A 19,572-nucleotide genomic window follows, 5' to 3' on the forward strand; every position below is an offset into this window, starting at 1 on the left:
ATTAGTCTCGGTGGTCGCGGATAATGGCGCTGAGCAGTTGCACGACGCCTGCCAGCATCAGCGTCATCAGGACGAACACCACGATGTTGTAGATTCGCCGGGGCTGGAGCGGGTACTCCGGCCAGGTCGGGCTTTGCACTACCGCTACGTTCTTGAGCTTGCGCGTGGCCTCGATGCGCGCCTTCTCCAGTGCGTTGATCGCGGTCTTGTAGATGTCGAAGGCAAACTCGGCGGCGGCCTGCAGGCGGTCGTGTTCTTCCACCACGCGGTTCAGGCCGCGGCCCTTGGTCGAGACCATGCGGCCGCGCTGCTCCGCCATCTGGCGCTCGACCGCGGCGATCTGCGCGTCGATCTGCTGGATTGCCGGCGACTGCGACGTGAAGACGTCCTTGAGCGAGTTGCGCTTGACGTGCAGTTCGGCGAGGGTGGCCTCGGCGTTGGCGACCACGGTGGACAGGCTTTCCACCTCGCCGCGCGGCGACACCAGGCCGTTGGCGTTCTGGTAGGCCACCAGCGCCTGGCGGGCTGCCTTCAGCCGCTCACCCTGGTCGTGTACCTGTTTCTCGATATAGACCACCTGCTCGCTGGCGATGCGATGCGTCATCTCGTTCATGAAGCGTTCGCCGTCGGCGACCAGCTCCTGCGCGATGGCATGCGCCATCTCGGAGGTGTAGCCCTGCACCCGGATCACGAGGACGCGCGCGAAGTCATCGTATTCGACGCTGACGCGTTTCAGGTAGTAATCATGAAAACGCTCCAGCGAAGCATCCTCGAACCACAAGCGCGACAGCGGATCCCGGCCGCTGTCGGCGTAGTGCTTGCGCAGCCCGAGCTTGGCGTCCAGCTTCTTGAGCATGTCGGCCGACAGCAGGTACTCGCGCAGCAATAGCAAGTCCTGTGGAGCGGTATTGCCGACCAGCAACGACGTGAAATCAGCCGCGCTGGCACCCACACCGTCGCTGCGCTCCACCACCACGCGGGCTTCGGACACATACAGGTCGGACGCGATCACGCTCCAGTACACAACGGCAAGCAGGCACGCGGCCACGGCCACTTGCCAGATCCGGTTCAGGGTATTCACTCGTGTCAGTCGCCCGATTTGCCCTGCGGCGCCCGACGTAATCGTCTTCATCATGCTGGAATGCTGTCCCTGTACGCGTGCAGGGCGTCTTCAACGGAATCGAACCAGTGCGCCTGGCCCTGATGCAGCCAGACTGCCGACTGGCAGAAATTTTTGAGGGTGGATTCGCTATGCGAGACCATCACCAGGCCTGCACGGCCTGCCAGGTCTTCGAAGGCTTTCTGCGACTTGCGCTTGAACGCTGCGTCGCCGACGGCCGTCAGTTCATCCACCAGGTAAGTATCGAAATCGAAGGCGAGCGACATGGCGAATGCCAGCCGCGAGCGCATGCCCGACGAATAGGTCTTGACCGGATCCTCGAAGGCGTCGTGCAACTCCGAGAACTCGCGCACAAATTCGAGCTTCTCGGCCAGCGCGCCGTGGATGCCGTGGATGCGGCAGACAAACTTGGTGTTCTGGCGACCGCTCAGCGAGCCCTGGAATCCGCCGCTCAGGCCCAGAGGCCACGACACGCGGCAGTTGCGGACGATGCTGCCACGGTTGGGCTGGTCGATGCCGCCCACCAGCCGCAGCAGGGTCGACTTGCCCGCGCCGTTCGCGCCGATCAGCGCCACCCGGCTCTTCTGCGGAATCCGGAGCGTCACGCCCTGCAGCACCCACTTCGAGCCGTGGGTGGTGCGGTAGCGTTTGTGGACATCGGTGATCTCGATCATTGCGCGGTCAGCCGGGTTGCGTACCGCATATGCATGGCCAGGCCAAGGAACACCGCGGCCAGCGCGCAGAAAGCCAGATAGCCCAGGCTGATATGCGCTTCGCCGTGATAGGCGGCAAACCAGCCGCTGCGCATCGCTTCCAGGCCATGCGTGATCGGGTTGACCAGCACCACCTCGCGCATCGCCCGCGGCATGCTCGAGACCGAATACATGACTGCGGAAAGAAAGTAGAGCGGCGTGAAGACGATGCGTATGAGCTTGCCCAGGCCCGGCAACAGCGTGCCGATGACGGAGAACATCAGGCCCAGGCCCAGCCCGAACGCCCACAGCAGGAAAGCCGACCACATGACGAGCAGCGGATCGGCGGGCCGCACGTCGATGTCGAGCAGCGCCAGGGCGGCCAGCAGCACGGCGCCGACAATGACATACAGGAAGGCCTCGACCGTGGCGCGTACCAGCACCGTGTCGACCGGCTGTACCTGGCGGTACGAGAACAAGGCCTGGTTGGCGTTGATGGCTTCCATGCCTCGTTGCGCAATATTCCGCACCAGGAAGAAGCCCCACACTCCGACAAGGATGAACATTTCGATGTTCGCGTCCTGCCGGACCTGGTGCCTGAGGACACCGAATACCACCATCAGGAAGATGATGTGTGTCGCTGGCTCAAGCAGGATCCAGATCCACGCGGCGCGCGTTCCCGCCAGACGGGCACTGGCCTCGCGGAGAAACAGTGCCTGCCATACGGACATGGCGATGGAGACGTCCGACCGGACTGGTGTCCGGTTCATTGCGGGACGTCATTACCCGATTGCGCTGCCAGGCGGCCTTGCGCCACGCGCGTTTCACTATTGCCGTCTATTGCGCTCATTGTTGGATTGTTGTGCCGGAGATTAAGGCCGCTCGCCATTTTCGCGAGGCATTGATATTAGCGCGCCATAGTAAGCGGCACGATCAACGCCAACAATATCCAACACAAAAATCAGAATTTCCTTAAAAATTCAGTTACATTCTCAGAACAATTCCTGCGTCGAACCTGAAACGGGACAGGAGTCTTGCTCACCAAAAGAAAAGATCAAATATTTAGAAATAACTCTTTTCTTTGAGCAATCTCAAGGTTTTCTCAAAAATACTGCATGCGCCGATAAGATTCCGGCCGCGGAATCCGTCGCTTTCACCAAGTGGCCGAGCGCCTCCATGCGGCCGGTTACCGCACAATCAATCGAATCGCGACTTGGACTGTGCCCACGCGTGGTGGGCAGGGTTCAGAATTGGCGAGTTAGCGGGCTCGCCGATATGGGGTCACCGCATCCGGTACCAATAGCAACCATCCGCCCCAACCTCCCGCACCGCCTCCCCCCGCGCCAGCAAGTAGTTCAAATGCGCAACACTCTCCCCCGTCGCCATCCCCAGCAGCCCGCCACTCCCCGTAATCGGCCGAGAGAACAATTCCCCAAACACATCCACCGCCCGCCGGGGTTCAGCCAGGGCCCCCCGCAGCCGGTCCAGCGCCTGCACCTGGCTGGCGCGCAGATAGTCGATCCGCGCATGCAGGCCGCGGAAGGGTTCGTTGTGCGCGGGCAGCACCAGCACGTCGTCCGGCACGGCGGCGCGGACTTTGTCGAGCGAGGCTAGCCAGTCGGCCATCGGGTCGGCGTCGGGTTCGGTGGGGAACACGGATACGTTGGACGAGATGCGCGGCAGCACCTGGTCGCCCGATACCAGCAGTTTCAGCGCCGGGCAGTACAGGCAGGCATGTTCGGGGGAATGGCCGGTGCCGACGATGACCTGCCAGTCGTGTGCGCCGATGCGGACGGTATCGCCGTCGGACAGCCGGCGGAAGCTTTCCGGCAAGGCGTGCACGTATTTGCCGAAGCCGCCGAAGCGGGTGCGGTACACCTCGATCGCCTCGTCGTCCCAGCCGGCCTTGCGATAGAACGCGATGGCGTCGTCAGGCGCGGCGCGGCCGGTATCGGCGGCGAGCACGCGGCACATCAGGTATTCGAGCCGCGTCATCCACAGCTGGCAGTCGAACTTGCCGGTCAGCCAGCCGGCCATGCCAATGTGGTCGGGATGCATATGGGTGACGAACAGGCGGGTCAACCCGCCGTCCAGCGCGCCGCCTTCGGCGAACAGCGCGCGCCAGGCCTGAGCGGTTTCCGGGGTCTGCAGGCCGGCATCGACCGCTGCCCAGCCGCTGCCGTCGCGGATCGCCCACAGGTTGATATGGTTCAGGCCGAGCGGCATCGGCATGCGCAGCCACAGTACGCCGGGGGCGACTTCGCGCGCACGGCCGGGTTCGGGGGCGTCACCGCAGGGGTAGTCGAGTTCGGGCTTTTCGAGGGAGATGGGGGCAGCTGCGAGCGCGATGTCGGGGGATTGGGCGGTCATCGGTATCTGGGCCGGTGGGCCGGCCGTGCTGTGCGCCGTGGCCGCGGGCGGCGATGCCCCGGCCCGGCTGCGTTCTGGATAGCTGACACCTTAGCCCAGATGGGCGATTCCTGCTACGCGCGCCCTGCCCCGCCTTGCGCCGCTTGCCACGCCACGAAGCTAGCGCCCCGGGGCCGGCAGCACCTTGCCCGGATTGAGCAGGTTCAGCGGATCCAGCGCCTGCTTCACCTGCCACATCAGTTCCAGTTCCACCTGCGACTTGTAGCGCATCAGGTCGTCGCGCTTGGCCACGCCGATGCCATGCTCGGCGGAGATCGAGCCGTTTTCCGCGTGGGCCATGCCGTCAACCAGCGCGGAGACCGGTTCATACCATTGCGCCAGGAAGTCCCGCGCGAGCTGGTTCTTGGGCCGCAGCGGGTTGAAGTGGACGTTGCCGTCGCCCATATGGCCGTAGATCACCATGCGCGCATCGGGCACCAGTTCCCGCACCCGTGCCGACGCCTCTTCCACGAACGCGGCGATGCGCGACAGCGGCACCGAGACATCGCACTTGATGCTGCCGCCGGTGCGGGTCTGGGCGTCGGAGATCTCTTCCCGGATGCGCCAGAAGGTCTGCGCGTCGGACAGGCTGGCGGCCACGGCGGCGTCCAGCACCAGGGCCTGGCTGAAGCCCGATTCGAGGATCTCCATCAGCGTGGCGTTGAGGCTTTCGGCGTCGCTGCCTGAGGTCAGCTCGACCAGCACCATCCAGTCGTGCCCGCCCTGCAGCGGCGAGGCGACGTTGCCGAGGTATTCCAGCACCAGGTCCAGCGCCGGGCGGGAGACCAGTTCGAACGCGGTCACGGCCTGGCCGGACAGGCGCTTGGCTTCACCGAGCAAGGCGACGGCAGCGGCGGGATCCGGCACCGCGACGAAGGCGACGGCGCTGCTGCGCGGCTGCGGCATCAGCTTGAGCACGGCGCCGGTAATGATGCCGAGCGTGCCTTCCGCGCCGACGAACAGCTGCTTCAGGTCGTAGCCGGTGTTGTCCTTGCGCAGGCCGCGCAGCGACGAATAGATGCGGCCATCGGGCAGCACCACCTCGAGGCCCAGCACCAGGTCGCGCATATTGCCGTAGCGCAGCACCGCGGTGCCGCCGGCATTGGTCGACAGGTTACCGCCGATGTGGCACGACCCTTCCGAGCCGATACGCAGCGGAAACAGGCGCTGCTCCGCTTCCGCGGCGCTGCGGGCCGCGCTCAGCGTGACGCCGGCCTGCACGGTCATGGTGTCGTTGACCGGGTCGATGCCCAGCACACGGTTCATGCGGCTCAGGTTGACGACCACGGCGGTGCCGCTGTCATCCGGCACGGCGCCGCCCATCAATGAGGTATTGCCGCCCTGCGGCACCACCGGCACGCGCTGCGCATGGCACCACTGCAGCACGCGACTGACTTCCTCCGTCGAAGCCGGCAGCACCACCACCTGGGCCTGGCCGCGATAGATGCCGCGATAGTCGGTGACGTAGGCTTGCGTATCGGCCTCGCCGCTGCGGCAGGCGTTGGCGCCGACAATGGCCTGCATCGCGCGCAAGGTGGTGTCTGGGGTCGGTAGCTCGGCGGTCATGGCGATAAGGCGAAGAAAAGTCGGGTCAGTACGCGGCGGAAGGCTTGCTGGCGGCAGCGTCTGCCAGCGGCTCGCGGAACGAAGCGGCAAGCTTGCGCGCGGCATTGGCGTACAACATCACGTCCACGCCCGTGGCCACGAAGGTGCAGCCCAGGTCGAGGTAGCGGCGCGCGAGCACCGGGTCTGACGTCAGCGTACCGGCGGCCTTGCCGCTGGCGATGATGGTGCGCATTGCGCCTTCGATGGCGGCCTGCACGTCGGGATGGCCGGGGCGGCCGCGGTGGCCCATCGAGGCAGCCAGGTCGGCCGGCCCGATGAAGACGCCGTCGACGCCGTCCACCGCGCAGATCGCTTCCAGGTTCTGCAGCGCGGTGACGGTTTCGGCCTGCACCAGCAGGCAGATTTCGTCGTCGGCCACATCGAGGTAGTCGGTGCGCGCGCTCCACTGCGATGCGCGCGCAATGGCGCTGCCCACGCCGCGGATGCCATTGGGCGGGTAGCGCGTGGCACTGACCAGCGCGCGCGCCTGCTCCGCGGTATCCACCATCGGCACCAGCAGGCTGCGCGCGCCGATATCGAGCAGCTGCTTGATCAGCGGCACTTCGCCGGCCACGGCGCGCACCACGGGCTGGACCGGATACGCCGCCACGGCCTGCAGCGCGTGCAGCGTCGAGCGCAGGTCGTTGGGCGCGTGCTCGCCGTCGATCAGCAGCCAGTCAAAGCCGGCGGTGGCCGAGACTTCGGCCAGGTACGGCGTCGCCATCGACAGCCACAGGCCGATCTGCGCCTGACGCGCGGCCAGTGCGGTCTTGAAAGGATTGTTTGCGGGCATGGGGATTTCCTGGTGCGAAGAGGATGCGCCGGGCGCTTCAGCCTAGCAGGCCCTGGCAAAGGTACTTGGTGTGCATGTAGTCGTCCAGGCCGTGGCGCGAGCCCTCGCGCCCGTAGCCGGATTCCTTGACGCCGCCGAAGGGCGCCGCCTCGGCCGCGATCGCGCCTTCGTTGATGCCCACCATGCCGGTCTCCAGCGCCTGCGCCACGCGCCAGATGCGGCGGATGTCGCTGGAGTAGAAATAGGCGGCCAGGCCGAACGGGGTGTCGTTGGCGTCGCGGATCACCTCGGCTTCGTCGCGGAAACGGAAGATCGGTGCGACCGGGCCGAAGGTCTCTTCGCACGACAGTTCCATCGCCGGCGTGGCATCGACCAGCACCGTCGGCGCGTAGTAGTGCGGGCCGTCGGCGCTGCGCACGCGCTTGCCGCCGGTGACCACGCGCGCGCCCCTGGCGACCGCGTCCTCGACATGGCGCGCAATCTTGTCGACGGCGCGCGCATTGATCATCGGGCCGATCTGTGCGGCGTCCTCGGTGGCGGGGCCGACATGGAGCGCGCCGACGCGCTGTGCCAGGCGTTCGACGAAGGCGTCGTGCACGGCATCATGCACGTAGACGCGGTTCGGGCACACGCAGGTCTGCCCGCCGTTGCGGAACTTGGATGCCATCAGGCCATCGACCGCGGCATCGAGGTCGGCATCGTCGAAGACGATGAACGGCGCGTTGCCGCCCAGTTCCAGCGAGAGCTTCTTCAGCGTCGCCGCGGATTCTCGCGCCAGGTGCTTGCCGACCGGCGTGGAGCCGGTGAATGTGACCTTGCGCACGCGGCTGTCTGCCAGCCAGGCGTCGACCACGCCGGGCGTGTGCTCGCGCGAGGCCGTGACGATATTGATCACGCCCGCCGGCACGCCGGCCTGCTGTGCCAGCCATGCCAGCGCCAGCGCCGTCAGCGGCGTGTCTTCCGCGGGCTTGGCCACCACCGTGCAGCCGGCTGCCAGCGCGGGCGCGATCTTGCGGGCGATCATCGCCAGCGGGAAGTTCCATGGCGTTATGGCCGCCACCACGCCCACTGGCTCCTTCAGCACCAGCAGCTTGCGGCCCGGCACGGCCTCGGCGACGATGTCGCCGCAGATGCGCGTGGCTTCCTCGGCAAACCACTCCACGTACGAGGCGCCGTACTGCACCTCGCCGCGCGCCTCCTTCAGCGGCTTGCCCTGTTCGGTGGAGATGATGCGCGCCAGGTCTTCCTGGTGGTCAAGGATCAGCGCGTGCCAGCGCTTGAGCAATTGCGCGCGTTCGCGCGCGGGCCGGCGGCTCCATGCCTGGAACGCCGCCGCCGCGGCGTCGGCGGCAAGGCGGGCGTCGCCGGCATCGCTGTCGGCCACGTTGGCAAAGGCCTCGGCGGTGGCCGGATCGGTCACGGCAAGGCGCGCACCCAGGCCGGCATCGCGCCACAGGCCGTCAATCAGGTTCTGGCTGCGCAGCAGCGTGGGCTCGGAAAGCGTCAGCATCGATGTGTTTGCAAAGGGATTGGTGAAACGCGGCTCAGCTGACTATGCCGAGATGCCACGGTACGAACTCGTTGTCGCCAAGCCCGAGGAGCTCGCTCTTGGTCGGCTCGCCCGAGGCAGCGCGCAGGATGTGTTCGAAGATCCGCTGGCCCATCTGCGGCACGCTCAGTTCGCCGTCGAGCACCAGGCCGCAGTTGATGTCCATGTCTTCTTCAAGCCGGCGGTACATCGCGGAATTCGAGGCCAGCTTGATCGTCGGCGCCGGCTTGGAGCCGAACATGGAGCCGCGCCCGGTGGTAAAGCAGATCAGGTTGGCGCCGCTGGCGATCTGGCCAGTGACGGCGACCGGGTCATAGCCGGGCGAATCCATGAATACAAAGCCGGCCCGGTCGATCGGCTCGGCATACTCATAGACCGCCTGCAGCGGCGTGGTGCCGCCCTTCATGGCCGAGCCCAGCGACTTCTCGAAGATGTTGGCCAGGCCGCCCTGCTGGTTGCCGTGGCCGACCACGCCGTTGAACTGCGCGTTATGGCCCGCCGTGTAGCGCTCCCACCAGGCAAGCCGGTCCAGCAGCTTCTGTCCGACTTCCGGCGTGACCGCGCGGCGCGTCAGCATGAATTCCACGCCGTGGATCTCCGGGGTTTCGGACAGGATCGCGGTGCCGCCATGGCGCACCAGGATATCCATGGCCGCACCCAGCGCGGGGTTGGCGCTGATCCCGGAAAAACCATCCGAACCGCCGCACTCCAGCCCGATCTTCAGGTGGCTGGCGGGCACGGGCTGGCGCACCGCGGCGTTGGCCGCCGGCAGCATCGATTCGATCGCGCGGATCCCCGCCGCGATGGTGGCGCGCGTGCCGCCGGTATCCTGCATCACCAGCGTATGCACCGCGGGCCCCGGCTCCAGGCCTTGCGATGCCACCAGCGAGTCCACCTGGTTGCGCTCGCAGCCCAGCCCCACGATCAGCACGCCGGCCAGGTTGGGATGGCGCGCATAGCCGGCCAGCGTGCGACGCAGCACGTCGAAATGCTCGCTGGGCGACGACATGCCGCAGCCGCTGGTCTGTGCAAAGGCGACCACGCCGTCGACATTCGGAAAATCGGCCAGCCGTTGCGGCGTGAAATGCGCCGCAATCTGGCGGATCACGGTGGACGAGCAATTGACCGACGACAGGATGCCGATGAAGTTGCGCGTGCCGACGCGGCCATCCGCGCGCACAAGGCCGTTGAAGGTGGCGCGCTGCGCCTGCGGCACGTAGTCGACCGGTCGCACGTCCTGGCAGAAAGCCGGATCGCGATAGAAGTCGACCAGCGTCAGGTTGTGCGCATGCACGTGGTCGCCCGGCGCGATATCGCGCGCGGCCACGCCAATGACGGTGTCGAACTTGCGCACCGGCGTGCCGGCCGCGATAGCGCAGGCAGCGATCTTGTGGCCGGCCGGCACCTGTGCGCGCACGCGCACCACGGGATCGGCCAGCTGCTGGCCCAGGCCGAGGTCGCTGCGTGCAACCAGCACGTTGTCGTTGGGGTGCAGCCGGATGACGGGATTGGATTTCACTGGGTCTTGGGCTTCTCGGGCCATCAGCTTTGCTGCAGCAGTTCTTTCAGCTTGAGGCGCTGGATCAGCTGGGTTTCCTGTTCATAGACGCTGGCGACGTACTTCTTGTAGTCGGGCCCGTCCAGGTACATCACGGGCGCGTCCAGGCGCGCCGCGACCTGCTTGAACTCATTGCTGGCGACCGCTGCGCGGAAGGCGTCGCGTAGCTTTTTCTCGACGGCAGGCGGCAGGCCCTTGGGCGCGCCGATGCCGTTGGGGGCTTCCACCACCACGTTGTAGCCCAACTCCTTGAGCGTGGGCGTGTCCTTGAAGCGGGTCGCGCGCTGTTCGCCCCAGGTCGCCAGCAGCCGCAGCTTTCCGGCTTCGACATGCGGCGCCCATGAGCTGGAATCGGCCAGCAGTTCCACCTGCCCGGCCAGCACGTCCTGCAACGCGGCCGCGCCGCCCTTGTAGGCGATGGCATTGAACTGGATGCCCGCGGCCAGCGCGAACTGCTCCATGCCGACATGGGTGGCGCCGCCGATGCCGGCGTGCGCATAGGTGATCTTGCCGGGGCTGGCCTTGGCGGCGGCCACCACATCCTGCAGCGTCTTGTAGCGCGAGTTGGCCGGCACCGCGATGCCGAAGGTCTGACCCGAGGTGCGGGCCAGGTAGGTCAGCTCGGTGCGGGGGTCCAGTTGCAGCATGCCGAGCTGCGCGAAGCGCGTCACCGAAATCGGAATCTGGCCGATGGTGTAGCCGTCGGGATTGGCGCGCGCCAGCGCCTTGGTGCCGATCATGCCGGACGCGCCGGCGCGGTTCTCCACCACGATCGACTGCTTGAGGATGCCGCCGGCCACCTGGCACAGCGCGCGCATCGACTGGTCGGCGGTGCCGCCGACCGGCCACGGGCAGATAAAGGTGATGGGACGCTGGGGGTACTGGTCGGCCAACGCGCGCGTGGCTGGCAACAGTACGCCGGCGGCACCCGCGGCGGCTCCGATGAGCAGGCGGCGGCGCTTGGCATCGATGGGGAATGCTTGAGTCATTTGCGGGTGTCTCCGATGTTTTGATTATCGGCGCGGCCGGCGCTGCCAGCCTCGTCATGCCTGCATTCTGTGGGCGCAGGTCATAACAATCCAATCGTAAATTGGCATTGCTTCATAACCTTCTGGTTAGCTAGACTGCGGGCATGGTACAGATCGACCGCGCGCTGCGCTCCAATATCAAGCTGCGCCACCTGCAACTGCTGGTGGCGCTCGACGAGTTCCGCCATATCGGGCGCACCGCGGAGTTTTTGTCGGTGAGCCAGCCGGCGGTGTCCAAGGTGCTGACCGAGGTCGAGAAAATGCTGGGGCTGACGCTGTTCACCCGCTCCACCCGCGGCACCGAGCCCACGCCCGCCGGCGAGTCGCTGGTTCGCTTTGCGCGCTCGGTGCTGGCGCAATACGAGCAGACCCGCGACGAGATTGCCGCGGTGCAGAGCGGCGCTTCCGGGCGCATCCGCGTGGGCTCGATGGGTGCGGCGCTGCCGGTGCTGCTGGCGCAGGCCGTGAGCGCGCTCAAGCAACGCCACGCGCACGCCACTGTGCTGGTGGAGGAAGGCGACCTGACCCACTTGCTGCCCAAGCTGCGCCTGCGCGAGCTGGACCTGATCGTGGGCCGGCTGGAGCCCGGCTATGCCGCGCCGGACCTGCTGACCGAAGCACTTTATGAAGAGCGCATGGTGGTCGTGGTGCGGCGCGGCCACAAGCTGGCACGCAAGACACGGCCAGGCTGGGCCGATCTCGCCGCGATGCCGTGCGTGCTGCCGCCGCCGTGGGCCTCGTTGCGGGTGAAGATCGAGCAAGCCTTCTTCCGCCACGGCTTGCATCCGCCGCAGGACGTGATTGAGACCTCCTCGTACCTGGCCCAGGCCACCTTCATCGACCAGCGCGGGGCCGCCGCCTTCATGGCCGCATCGGTCGCCATGGCGATGCAGCAGGAAGGCCGGCTGCAGGTACTGAAGATGGAGGTGCCGGTCGACCTGCCAGCGGTGGGCATCATCACGTTGCGCGAACGCGCGCCATCGATCGGCACCGACCAGTTGGTGGCGTGCCTGCGCCAGGCGGCTCCGGCGAAGCCCTAGCCCCCACCGCGCGCCACCAGCACCGGCACCGAAGTAACCAGCAGCGCCACGCCCGACACGGTCAGCAGCGACAGCACGATCTTGCGGAACGTGGCCTCGCTGATACCCAGGTAAAGCCGCGTGCCCAGCAGCGTGGGCACCAGCATCGCCGGCGCCACCACCAGGAACATCGGCAGCATCTCGCGCGTGACGATGCCCTTGCCGACATAGGCGGCCATGGTCATGGCCAGCGTGGCGAGGTTGAAGTTCTGGATCACGGCGCGCTGCTCGTCCTTGTCGAAGCCGCGCAGCGTGCACCACAGCGTGGGAATCACGCCGGTAAAGCCGCCGATGCCGCCCATCACGCCGCCAGCGGCGCCGGCCATGCCGTCGGCCACGCGCCCGCCCACGCCGATATGCGGCAGCCGCCGCGCCATCAGCATCACCGGGCACCACAGCGTCAGGAAGGCGCCCAGCACCGCCTTGAACCACTGCGCGTCGAGCAGCGGCAGCACCGCCACGCCCAGCGGGATACCGGCCACGCCGCCGGCAACGAATGGCCACAGGCGCCGCCACGACAGGCCGCGCCGCACCGACGCGGCCGCCAGCAACTGACCCGTGAGCGCACCGAACACCGTCATCGCCGCAGCGAGCCGCGGTTCGATCGCCCAGGCCCAGAACGACATCGCCACCATGCCGAAGGCAAAGCCGGACAGGCCCTGGACGAAACCGGCCACGGCGGCGCCGGCAATGACGATCAGCAAGGTGGAATCGAAGGGCACGGGGAAGGACGCTAGAGGCGGACGATGCAGGGCGCATAACTATGCACTTCCCTGCCCGCGTTGTCAGCCTTCAGCGCTGCTGCGATGCGGCAATCTGATACGGTGCTTTTGCGCGGACTTGATGCTGTTTCGTGTCGCGATGCTCCGCTACGATCTCCCTCATTGGCAACGGCCTGCGCGGCGTAACAAGGGTTGTGCGCGACCGAAGGTGCGGCGATTTGTCACCCGCCCGCTACTACCAGCGACGCTGCCCTTTGCCGCCCGCGCGGCGTACACTACGCTTACCGCACGCGCCTGCGCCCCCGCGCCCCCGGCGCGCTTCTGCCTACGTGTCGTGCCTGCCCGGTTTCCGGGGGCAGTCCGCAACGTCCAGGGCACGCGCCAGGCCAGCGCCACGGAGAACACGACATGTTTGGTTTGACCGCGCTCGACCTCGCCCGCATCCAGTTTGGCTTCACCATTTCCTTCCACATCGTCTTTCCCGCGATCACCATTGGCCTGGCCGCCTACCTGGCGGTGCTGGAAGGCTGCTGGCTGCGCACGCAGCGGCCGCTGTACCGCGACCTCTACCACTTCTGGTCCAAGATCTTTGCCGTCAACTTCGGCATGGGGGTGGTGTCGGGGCTGGTGATGGCCTACCAGTTCGGCACCAACTGGAGCTTCTTCTCCGAGTTTGCGGGCAGTATCACCGGACCGCTGCTGACCTATGAGGTGCTGACCGCCTTCTTCCTGGAAGCAGGCTTCCTCGGCGTGATGCTGTTTGGCTGGAACCGGGTCGGCCCGGGGCTGCATTTCTTTTCCACGGTGATGGTGGCGCTGGGCACGCTGATTTCGGCGACGTGGATCCTGGCCTCGAACAGCTGGATGCAGACGCCGGCGGGCTTCGAGATCATCGACGGCCGCGTGGTGCCCACCGACTGGTTCGCCGTTATCTTCAATCCGTCGTTCCCGTACCGCCTGGCGCATATGAGCGTGGCGGCGTTCCTTGCCACGGCGCTGTTTGTCGGCGCGTCCGCGGCCTGGCACCTGCTGCGCGGGCGGGACAATCCGGCCATCCGCAAGATGCTGTCGATGGCGATGTGGATGCTTCTGATCGTCGCACCGATCCAGGCGGTGATCGGCGACTTCCACGGCCTCAATACGCTCAAGCACCAGCCCGCCAAGATTGCCGCGCTGGAGGGGCATTGGGAAAACAAGGGCAACGAGGCCCTGCCGCTGCTGCTGTTCGGCTGGCCCGACATGGCGCGCGAGGAAACCCGCTTTGCGGTCGAAGTGCCGCACCTGGGCAGCCTGATCCTGACGCACAGCTGGGACGGGCAGATCCAGGGCCTGAAGGAGTTCGCGCCGGAGGATCGGCCCAATGCCACGATCCTGTTCTGGTCGTTCCGGGTGATGGTAGGCCTGGGGCTGCTGATGATCCTGCTGGGCGTGTGGAGCCTGATATTGCGGCGCCGCGACCGTATCTACCGCGTACGTCCGTTCCTGCATATGGCCTTGTGGATGGGACCTGCCGGCGTGATCGCCATCCTGGCCGGCTGGTACACCACCGAGATCGGCCGCCAGCCGTGGGTGGTGTACGGGCTGCAGCGCACCGCGGATGCGGTGTCGCCGCACGGCGTGCCGGAACTGGCGACCACGCTGGCGATCTTCGTGGTCGCGTATTGCTTCGTGTTCGGCGTCGGCATCGCCTACATGATGCGGCTGGTGCGCAAGGGCCCGCTGCTGGAAGAGCCCAAGCCGCATGGCGGCCCTGGCCGCGAGCATACGCCGGCACGCCCCCTGTCGGCCGTGGATGACGATGAAGTGCTCGCCCCCACCCCCACCGCACGCACCCGGAGCTGACACCATGGGCATCGATCTCTCGCTTCTCTGGATCGTCATCATCTTCTTCGGCGTGATGATGTACGTGGTGATGGACGGGTTCGACCTGGGCATCGGCATGCTGTACCCGTTCGTGCCGGACCGGCATGACCGCGACGTGATGATGAACACCGTCGCGCCGGTCTGGGACGGCAACGAAACCTGGCTGGTGCTGGGCGGCGCGGGGCTGCTGGCCGCGTTCCCGCTGGCGTATTCGGTGGTGCTGAGCGCGCTCTACCTGCCGCTGATGCTGATGCTGCTGGGCCTGATCTTCCGCGGCGTGGCGTTCGAGTTCCGCTTCAAGGCCAATGACCGCGAGCGCCCGGTGTGGGACGCCGCCTTCATCCTCGGCTCGGCCACCGCAACCTTCTTCCAGGGCGTGGCGCTGGGTGCCTATATCGACGGCATCAAGCTGGAAGGCCACCGTTTTGCCGGCGGCCCGCTGGACTGGCTGGCGCCGTTCCCGCTGTTCTGCGGCGTGGGGCTGATCGTGGCCTACGCCGTGCTGGGCAGCACCTGGCTGATCATGAAGACCGAGGGCGACCTGCAGCAGCGCATGATCCGCCTGACCGGCACGCTGGCGTGGCTGCTGCTGGCGGTGATCGCCGTGATCAGCCTGTGGACGCCGCTGACCCATCCCGAGATTGCGGAGCGCTGGTTCAGCCTGCCCAACCTGTTCTGGTTCTCGCCGGTGCCGATCCTGGTGGCGCTGTGCATGTTCATGCTGATGCGCGCGCTGCGGCGCGAGCCCGATATCTCGCCGTTCCTGTATGCGCTGGGCCTGGTGTTCCTGGGCTACAGCGGGCTGGCGATCAGCGTCTGGCCCAATATCATCCCGCCCGGGATCTCGATCTGGGAGGCCGCGGGCCCGCCGCAAAGCCAGGGCTTCGCGCTGGTGGGCGCGCTGTTCATCGTGCCCTTCATCCTGATGTACACGGTATGGGCCTACTACGTGTTCCGCGGCAAGGTCCGCCACGGCGAGGGCTATCACTGATGGGCGCGCCGGACACGGAAGCCGGCACCGGCACCTGGCTGCGCCGCGTCGGCTGGCTGGTGCTGATCTGGGCCGCGAGCGTGGCAGCGCTGGGCGTGGCCGCGTGGGTGCTGCGGCTGATCATGCGAGGCGTCGGCTTCCACAGCTGACGCCCCGCGCACCGCTGAATGGGCCTCAGAGCTGGACCGAAGCCTCGCCGATGCCATCGAACGCCACCGTCACCAGGTCGCCGGCAGCAGCATCGAGGATGCCGACCCAGGTGCCGGTAGTGACCACCGTGCCGGCCTCGACCCGTGCCCCGTCGCGCGTGGCATGGCGCAGCCACGCAACCAGCCCATAGGCCGGATCGCCGAGCGCATGGGTGCCGCGGCGCTCGAAAGACTGCGCGCCGATCTGCACCAGGCAGCGCTGGCTTGCCCAGTCGCGCGCAGCATAGTCGCGCCACGCACCCAACACCAGCGCCCCATGCGCCTGCAGATCCGCCAGCTTCAGCAAGGCGGGTGCGGCCACGTACTGCTGCCAGCGTGAATCGACGATCTCGATGGACACCGCCATCGCCTCGACCAGCGCAGCCGCGCCGGCATAGTCGAGGCTGGCGGCTTGCGCCGCATCCACGCCCTGCCCCAGCCGCAGCGCAATCTCCGCCTCGATGCCGCGCCATGTGAAGGGCCAGTCGCCGGCATGCGCAGGGCTGATCCAGACCCCGGCCGCCGGCAGACGCGCATGGGTCAGCGTGGCTTCGCGCGAGGGGCCGCCGGATTTCCAGTACGCGGCGCCGGGCGCTTGCCAGCCCAGTGACTGCGCGACGATGGCCTGCACCGCGTAGGCCTGCTCGGTGTTCGCGAGCGCCGTGGCGAATGCTTGCGCATCGGCGCAGCGGTGTTCGCGCCGCGCGCTGAGCAAGGCCTGGGCGACGCGGTCGATATCGGTGGTTGTCATGACTTGGGTGATTCCTTTTGGATCAAGAATATTGCCTGGCAAGCCGCGCCCGCACACTGGCGGGCGCAGCAGGCCTCAGGAAGCGCTGGCGTTGGCCGTCTCGGCGCGGACCTCGCGCTGGCCATCCGCGTCATCGTCGGTCTCGCCCATGGCGCGGCCGAAGGTTTCCGGCGCGAACTGCACCGCCAGCGCAAACACGCCATACATGGCCGCCAGCATGCTGAACATGCCGCCGACGCCGTAGGTCTCGAACACGCGCCCGCTGACCAGCGGCGTCAGCGCCCCCGCCAGCGTGCCAAGCGCCAGGATCAGCGAGGTGCCGAAGGCACGCACATGGGTAGGATACTGTTCCGGCGCGAAGATCCAGATCGAGGTATTCAGCAACACCACGCAGAACGTAAAGGCCGCGCCGAACAGCAGCACCAGCGCCACGTTATACGTCAGGAAACCGAAGCACAGCCCCGCGGCGCAGGCCAGGCCCGCACCGACGGTCAGCACCCGCTTGCGCGGAATGTGATAGCCGCAGTACGACGCCGCCAACGCACCGAACAGGCTGCCGCTCTGCATCACCATGGTGAAGAGAAAGCTCTTGGAGATGGTATAGCCCTGCGCCATCAAAATGGTCGGCATCAGCGTCAGCACCGAGATCTGCGCGCCGTACGTCATCGACACCGCAATGCCCAGCGCGATGGTGCGCCGCCCCAGCCGGCCCTTGAAGATATCGCTCAGCCGCACTTTGGCGCGCGGCGCTTCGTCCTGCACCGCCGCCTTGATGTACGGCGTCGGCTCGCCGTCGAGCTTGCCCAGCCGCCCCGATGCCAGTATCGACAGCACGCGGTTGGCCTCGTCCACGCGGCCCTTGGACAGCAGGAAGCGCGGGGTTTCCGGGATAAAGCGCCGGTAGAAGATGACGAAGAACGCCGGCAGCACCAGGCAGGCAAAGAGCCAGCGCCAGCTGTCCGGCCCCGGGAACATGGCGAAGACCGCCAGGCCGAAAGCCGGTGCCAGCATATTGCCCAGTCCGCCGCTGCCAACGCTGACCAGCCCCACCGCCGTGCCGCGGAAGCGGGTCGAGCACAGTTCGGCCAGCATGGTCACGGCAATCGAGATTTCCCCGCCCAGGCCGATGCCGACGATAAAGCGGCCCGCCGCGAGCACCCAGTAGTTCGGCGCCAGCGCGCAGATGATGGCGCCCAGCGTAAACAGCAGCAGGTTGGCGCTCAGCATCGCGCGCCGGCCGTAGCGGTCGGCGATATAGCCTGAGCCGATGCGTCCCAGCGCGGCGGCGCTGAACGTCAGCGTGTTGAGAAAGCCGATTTCCGCCACCGAAATCCCCCACTGCTCGCGCAGCATGGGACCGATCAGGCCGACGGCGTTCTGCTCGAACACATCGAACATCACGCCGAGCATGATCATGAAGATGATCTTCTTGTGCGAGGCGGTCACCCCGATGCCGTCCATGGCCCGGTCCAGCTCGTGCTGCTGGGGGGAATTCGGCGATTGAACTACAGTTTCTGCGCCCATCTTTTGTCTCCTCCTCGTCTAGAGGTCGCCGCGGTGTTTCCGCGAGCCTGGCGCCGCCGCGAGCGGCGGGCATTGGTCGAGCAGCGATAAAACTTCGTTCCGGCGCGCCGTTACTCCAGGGCCGGCGTCGAGTGCGGCGGCCGGCGGGCCTGCAAGGCCTGCTCGGCCGCGAACGCCAGGCGCAACAGCACGGGCTCCGTGAAAGGCAGGCCGAAAAGCTCAAGCCCCACCGGCACGCCTTGCGGCGCATTGCGCTCCGGCGCGGAGAACCCTGCCGGGATGACGATGGCGGGAAAACCGGTCGCCGACGCCAGCACGCCGTTGCGCTCGGCCTGCATCTCGCCGACCGGAACCACCAGCCGCCGCTGGTGCGGAAACACCAGCGCATCAAGCCGATGCCGCGCCATCAGGTCGCGCAGCCACTGGCGCAGCGTGTGCTGGCGTTGCATGCGCTCGCGGTATTCCGCCTGCTGGTCGCTCAGCCCGACCGCGGTGGCCAGCGTTCCGGCCACGCTGGGATGCACGCCGCCCGCGGCGATGATGTCCTGCATGGACCGCACCCGCACGCCGGGCGCCAGCTGCGACAGGTAGGCGTCGAGATCGCGCGCCATCTCGTAGTGGTGCACCAGCGTGGAAGCCAGCAGTTCGTCGGGGCTGATCGCGTCGTCGATGTTGACCAGCGCGGCGCCCTGTGCGGCGATGACGGCCAGCGCCTGCTGCATCACGGCGTTGACCGGTCGATGCACGTCCTGGCCGCCGAAGAAACTACGCAGCACGCCGATGCGCGCGCCCCTGAGTCCGTCGTGGTCGAGGCTGGCGGCATAGCTCGCCGGGAGATGGCTGGCGCCTTCGCTGGTGACCGGATCGGCCGGATCATGGCCGGCGATGACGTCGAGCATCAGCGCGGTATCGGCAACGGTGCGGGTGATCGGACCGATGGTGTCCTGCGTCAGCCCGCACGGGACCAGCCCGGCCCGGCTGATCAGCCCCATGGTTGGCCGGAGTCCGACCAGGCTGTTGGCCGACGCCGGCGAGCGGATCGAATTGACCCCGTCGGTGCCGATGCCAAGCACGCCGAAGCTCGCGGCGATGCCGGCGGCGGTGCCGCCGCTGGATCCGCCGGGCGTGCGTGCCAGGTCATAGGGATTCAGCGTCTGCCCGCCCAGCGTGCTGACGGTCTCGCCACCGGAGGCAAGCTCGTGCAGGTTGGTCTTGGCCAGCACCACGGCGCCCGCCTCGCGCAGCCGGCGGATGACGAAGGCATCGTTGATGGACAGGTTGCCGCGCAGGCAATCCGCGCCCGCCGTGGTGGCCGCGCCGGCGCATTCGACGTTGTCCTTGACCAGCACCGGCATGCCATGCAGCGGCGCCAGCGCCTGCGAGGGATTGCGCGCGGCGATGGCGTCGAGGCGGTCCGCTTCCTCCAGTGCCCGCGGATGAACCTGCAGGACGCTGCGCAGCGCGGGTCCGCGCTGGTCATAGGCGGCGATGCGGTCCAGGCAGCGGCTGGCCAGCTGGCGCGCCGTCAGCGTGCCGTCGCGCATCGCGGCATGCGCGCCGGCAACGGTGGCTTCCACCACGCTGAACGGCGCGTGCTGGCCCGGGCCGGGCGGCGCCGATTGGTATGAGGTTTTCATGAGGGGATTTCCATGCGCCGGCACGGGCGCGAAGGGTTGGTGGGAGTGCGGCGGGGCCGCGGC

Annotated in this window: 17 protein-coding genes; 4 read left to right on the forward strand and 13 right to left on the reverse strand. The window is 67.2% G+C overall.

All coding sequences use genetic code 11. The features are described from left to right. Position 1 precedes the first annotated feature (1 nt). The 9 genes from CBM2588_RS25470 to CBM2588_RS25510 all read right to left on the reverse strand — a co-directional run bounded on the left by CBM2588_RS25470 (position 2) and on the right by CBM2588_RS25510 (position 10,715). Positions 2-1,135, reverse strand: a complete 1,134-nt coding sequence (locus CBM2588_RS25470) for a chain-length determining protein (RefSeq protein ID WP_115683066.1) — start codon at positions 1,133-1,135, stop codon at positions 2-4. After that, the gene (locus tag CBM2588_RS25475) at positions 1,132-1,794 is read right to left on the reverse strand and encodes an ABC transporter ATP-binding protein (protein ID WP_115683067.1); all 663 of its coding nucleotides are present in this window, start codon (positions 1,792-1,794) and stop codon (positions 1,132-1,134) included. Before CBM2588_RS25475 ends, CBM2588_RS25470 begins: the two co-directional genes overlap by 4 nt. Beyond that, positions 1,791-2,543 carry an ABC transporter permease gene (locus tag CBM2588_RS25480; protein ID WP_231942267.1) on the reverse strand — a complete coding sequence of 251 codons (753 nt, stop codon included), beginning with the start codon at positions 2,541-2,543 and terminating at the stop codon, positions 1,791-1,793. Before CBM2588_RS25480 ends, CBM2588_RS25475 begins: the two co-directional genes overlap by 4 nt. A gap of 550 nt (positions 2,544-3,093) precedes the next feature. Next, positions 3,094-4,182: an MBL fold metallo-hydrolase gene (locus CBM2588_RS25485; RefSeq protein ID WP_115683069.1), complete on the reverse strand. Its 1,089-nt coding sequence runs from the start codon at positions 4,180-4,182 to the stop codon at positions 3,094-3,096. A 159-nt stretch (positions 4,183-4,341) separates the two neighbouring features. Continuing rightward, the gene (locus CBM2588_RS25490; protein WP_115683070.1) at positions 4,342-5,787 is read right to left on the reverse strand and encodes an FAD-binding oxidoreductase; all 1,446 of its coding nucleotides are present in this window, start codon (positions 5,785-5,787) and stop codon (positions 4,342-4,344) included. Positions 5,788-5,812: 25 nt separating this feature from the next. Next, positions 5,813-6,619, reverse strand: a complete 807-nt coding sequence (hpaI, locus tag CBM2588_RS25495) for a 4-hydroxy-2-oxoheptanedioate aldolase (protein WP_115683071.1) — start codon at positions 6,617-6,619, stop codon at positions 5,813-5,815. Positions 6,620-6,656: 37 nt separating this feature from the next. Continuing rightward, positions 6,657-8,129, reverse strand: a complete 1,473-nt coding sequence (locus CBM2588_RS25500) for an NAD-dependent succinate-semialdehyde dehydrogenase (RefSeq protein WP_115683072.1) — start codon at positions 8,127-8,129, stop codon at positions 6,657-6,659. 34 nt (positions 8,130-8,163) lie between these two features. Then, positions 8,164-9,711, reverse strand: a complete 1,548-nt coding sequence (locus tag CBM2588_RS25505) for a UxaA family hydrolase (protein ID WP_172583662.1) — start codon at positions 9,709-9,711, stop codon at positions 8,164-8,166. Further along, positions 9,711-10,715: a tripartite tricarboxylate transporter substrate binding protein gene (locus CBM2588_RS25510; protein ID WP_115683074.1), complete on the reverse strand. Its 1,005-nt coding sequence runs from the start codon at positions 10,713-10,715 to the stop codon at positions 9,711-9,713. The genes CBM2588_RS25505 and CBM2588_RS25510 overlap by 1 nt, the downstream gene beginning before the upstream one ends. A gap of 143 nt (positions 10,716-10,858) precedes the next feature. Here CBM2588_RS25510 and CBM2588_RS25515 point away from each other — a divergent pair, with 143 nt between their 5' ends. Continuing rightward, entirely contained in the window at positions 10,859-11,794 is a 936-nt protein-coding gene (locus CBM2588_RS25515) for a LysR substrate-binding domain-containing protein (RefSeq protein ID WP_115683075.1), read from the forward strand. Here the strand turns inward: CBM2588_RS25515 and CBM2588_RS25520 are convergent. Then, positions 11,791-12,555 carry a sulfite exporter TauE/SafE family protein gene (locus tag CBM2588_RS25520; RefSeq protein ID WP_115683076.1) on the reverse strand — a complete coding sequence of 255 codons (765 nt, stop codon included), beginning with the start codon at positions 12,553-12,555 and terminating at the stop codon, positions 11,791-11,793. The two genes, CBM2588_RS25515 and CBM2588_RS25520, sit on opposite strands and share 4 nt — an antisense overlap. Positions 12,556-12,963: 408 nt before the next feature. Here CBM2588_RS25520 and CBM2588_RS25525 point away from each other — a divergent pair, with 408 nt between their 5' ends. From CBM2588_RS25525 to CBM2588_RS25535, 3 genes are read left to right on the forward strand one after another with little or no spacing between them, the layout of a single operon-like run. Further along, entirely contained in the window at positions 12,964-14,397 is a 1,434-nt protein-coding gene (locus CBM2588_RS25525; RefSeq protein WP_115683077.1) for a cytochrome ubiquinol oxidase subunit I, read from the forward strand. A 4-nt stretch (positions 14,398-14,401) separates the two neighbouring features. Continuing rightward, positions 14,402-15,409 (forward strand): cytochrome d ubiquinol oxidase subunit II, encoded by a 1,008-nt coding sequence (gene cydB / locus CBM2588_RS25530; protein WP_012355904.1) that lies wholly within the window; start codon positions 14,402-14,404, stop codon positions 15,407-15,409. Further along, on the forward strand, positions 15,409-15,558 hold the full coding sequence (locus CBM2588_RS25535; protein ID WP_115683078.1) for a DUF2474 domain-containing protein: 150 nt from the start codon (positions 15,409-15,411) through the stop codon (positions 15,556-15,558). Before cydB ends, CBM2588_RS25535 begins: the two co-directional genes overlap by 1 nt. A gap of 25 nt (positions 15,559-15,583) precedes the next feature. On the opposite strand, the gene CBM2588_RS25540 is transcribed toward CBM2588_RS25535, so the two are convergent. The 3 genes from CBM2588_RS25540 to CBM2588_RS25550 form a co-directional block, all read right to left on the reverse strand. After that, positions 15,584-16,348: a fumarylacetoacetate hydrolase family protein gene (locus CBM2588_RS25540; protein WP_115683079.1), complete on the reverse strand. Its 765-nt coding sequence runs from the start codon at positions 16,346-16,348 to the stop codon at positions 15,584-15,586. A 75-nt stretch (positions 16,349-16,423) separates the two neighbouring features. Next, positions 16,424-17,872, reverse strand: coding sequence for an MFS transporter (locus CBM2588_RS25545; protein ID WP_115683080.1), 1,449 nt, complete (start codon positions 17,870-17,872; stop codon positions 16,424-16,426). A 110-nt stretch (positions 17,873-17,982) separates the two neighbouring features. Then, complete coding sequence (locus CBM2588_RS25550) at positions 17,983-19,509, reverse strand: amidase family protein (protein ID WP_115683081.1); 1,527 nt, start codon at positions 19,507-19,509, stop codon at positions 17,983-17,985. Positions 19,510-19,572: the final 63 nt, after the last annotated feature.

The sequence above is a fragment of the Cupriavidus taiwanensis genome (assembly GCF_900250075.1).
Classification (GTDB): domain Bacteria; phylum Pseudomonadota; class Gammaproteobacteria; order Burkholderiales; family Burkholderiaceae; genus Cupriavidus; species Cupriavidus taiwanensis_C.

Coding starts and splice junctions, on each gene's coding strand:
- CBM2588_RS25550 (WP_115683081.1), bottom strand. CDS start 19,509: ATGAAAACCTCATACCAATCGGCGCCGCCCGGCCCGGGCCAGCACGCG.
- CBM2588_RS25500 (WP_115683072.1), bottom strand. CDS start 8,129: ATGCTGACGCTTTCCGAGCCCACGCTGCTGCGCAGCCAGAACCTGATT.
- CBM2588_RS25535 (WP_115683078.1), top strand. CDS start 15,409: ATGGGCGCGCCGGACACGGAAGCCGGCACCGGCACCTGGCTGCGCCGC.
- CBM2588_RS25540 (WP_115683079.1), bottom strand. CDS start 16,348: ATGACAACCACCGATATCGACCGCGTCGCCCAGGCCTTGCTCAGCGCG.
- CBM2588_RS25505 (WP_172583662.1), bottom strand. CDS start 9,711: ATGGCCCGAGAAGCCCAAGACCCAGTGAAATCCAATCCCGTCATCCGG.
- CBM2588_RS25525 (WP_115683077.1), top strand. CDS start 12,964: ATGTTTGGTTTGACCGCGCTCGACCTCGCCCGCATCCAGTTTGGCTTC.
- CBM2588_RS25480 (WP_231942267.1), bottom strand. CDS start 2,543: ATGTCCGTATGGCAGGCACTGTTTCTCCGCGAGGCCAGTGCCCGTCTG.
- CBM2588_RS25510 (WP_115683074.1), bottom strand. CDS start 10,715: ATGACTCAAGCATTCCCCATCGATGCCAAGCGCCGCCGCCTGCTCATC.
- CBM2588_RS25545 (WP_115683080.1), bottom strand. CDS start 17,872: ATGGGCGCAGAAACTGTAGTTCAATCGCCGAATTCCCCCCAGCAGCAC.
- CBM2588_RS25490 (WP_115683070.1), bottom strand. CDS start 5,787: ATGACCGCCGAGCTACCGACCCCAGACACCACCTTGCGCGCGATGCAG.
- cydB (WP_012355904.1), top strand. CDS start 14,402: ATGGGCATCGATCTCTCGCTTCTCTGGATCGTCATCATCTTCTTCGGC.
- CBM2588_RS25470 (WP_115683066.1), bottom strand. CDS start 1,135: ATGATGAAGACGATTACGTCGGGCGCCGCAGGGCAAATCGGGCGACTG.
- CBM2588_RS25475 (WP_115683067.1), bottom strand. CDS start 1,794: ATGATCGAGATCACCGATGTCCACAAACGCTACCGCACCACCCACGGC.
- hpaI (WP_115683071.1), bottom strand. CDS start 6,619: ATGCCCGCAAACAATCCTTTCAAGACCGCACTGGCCGCGCGTCAGGCG.
- CBM2588_RS25515 (WP_115683075.1), top strand. CDS start 10,859: ATGGTACAGATCGACCGCGCGCTGCGCTCCAATATCAAGCTGCGCCAC.
- CBM2588_RS25485 (WP_115683069.1), bottom strand. CDS start 4,182: ATGACCGCCCAATCCCCCGACATCGCGCTCGCAGCTGCCCCCATCTCC.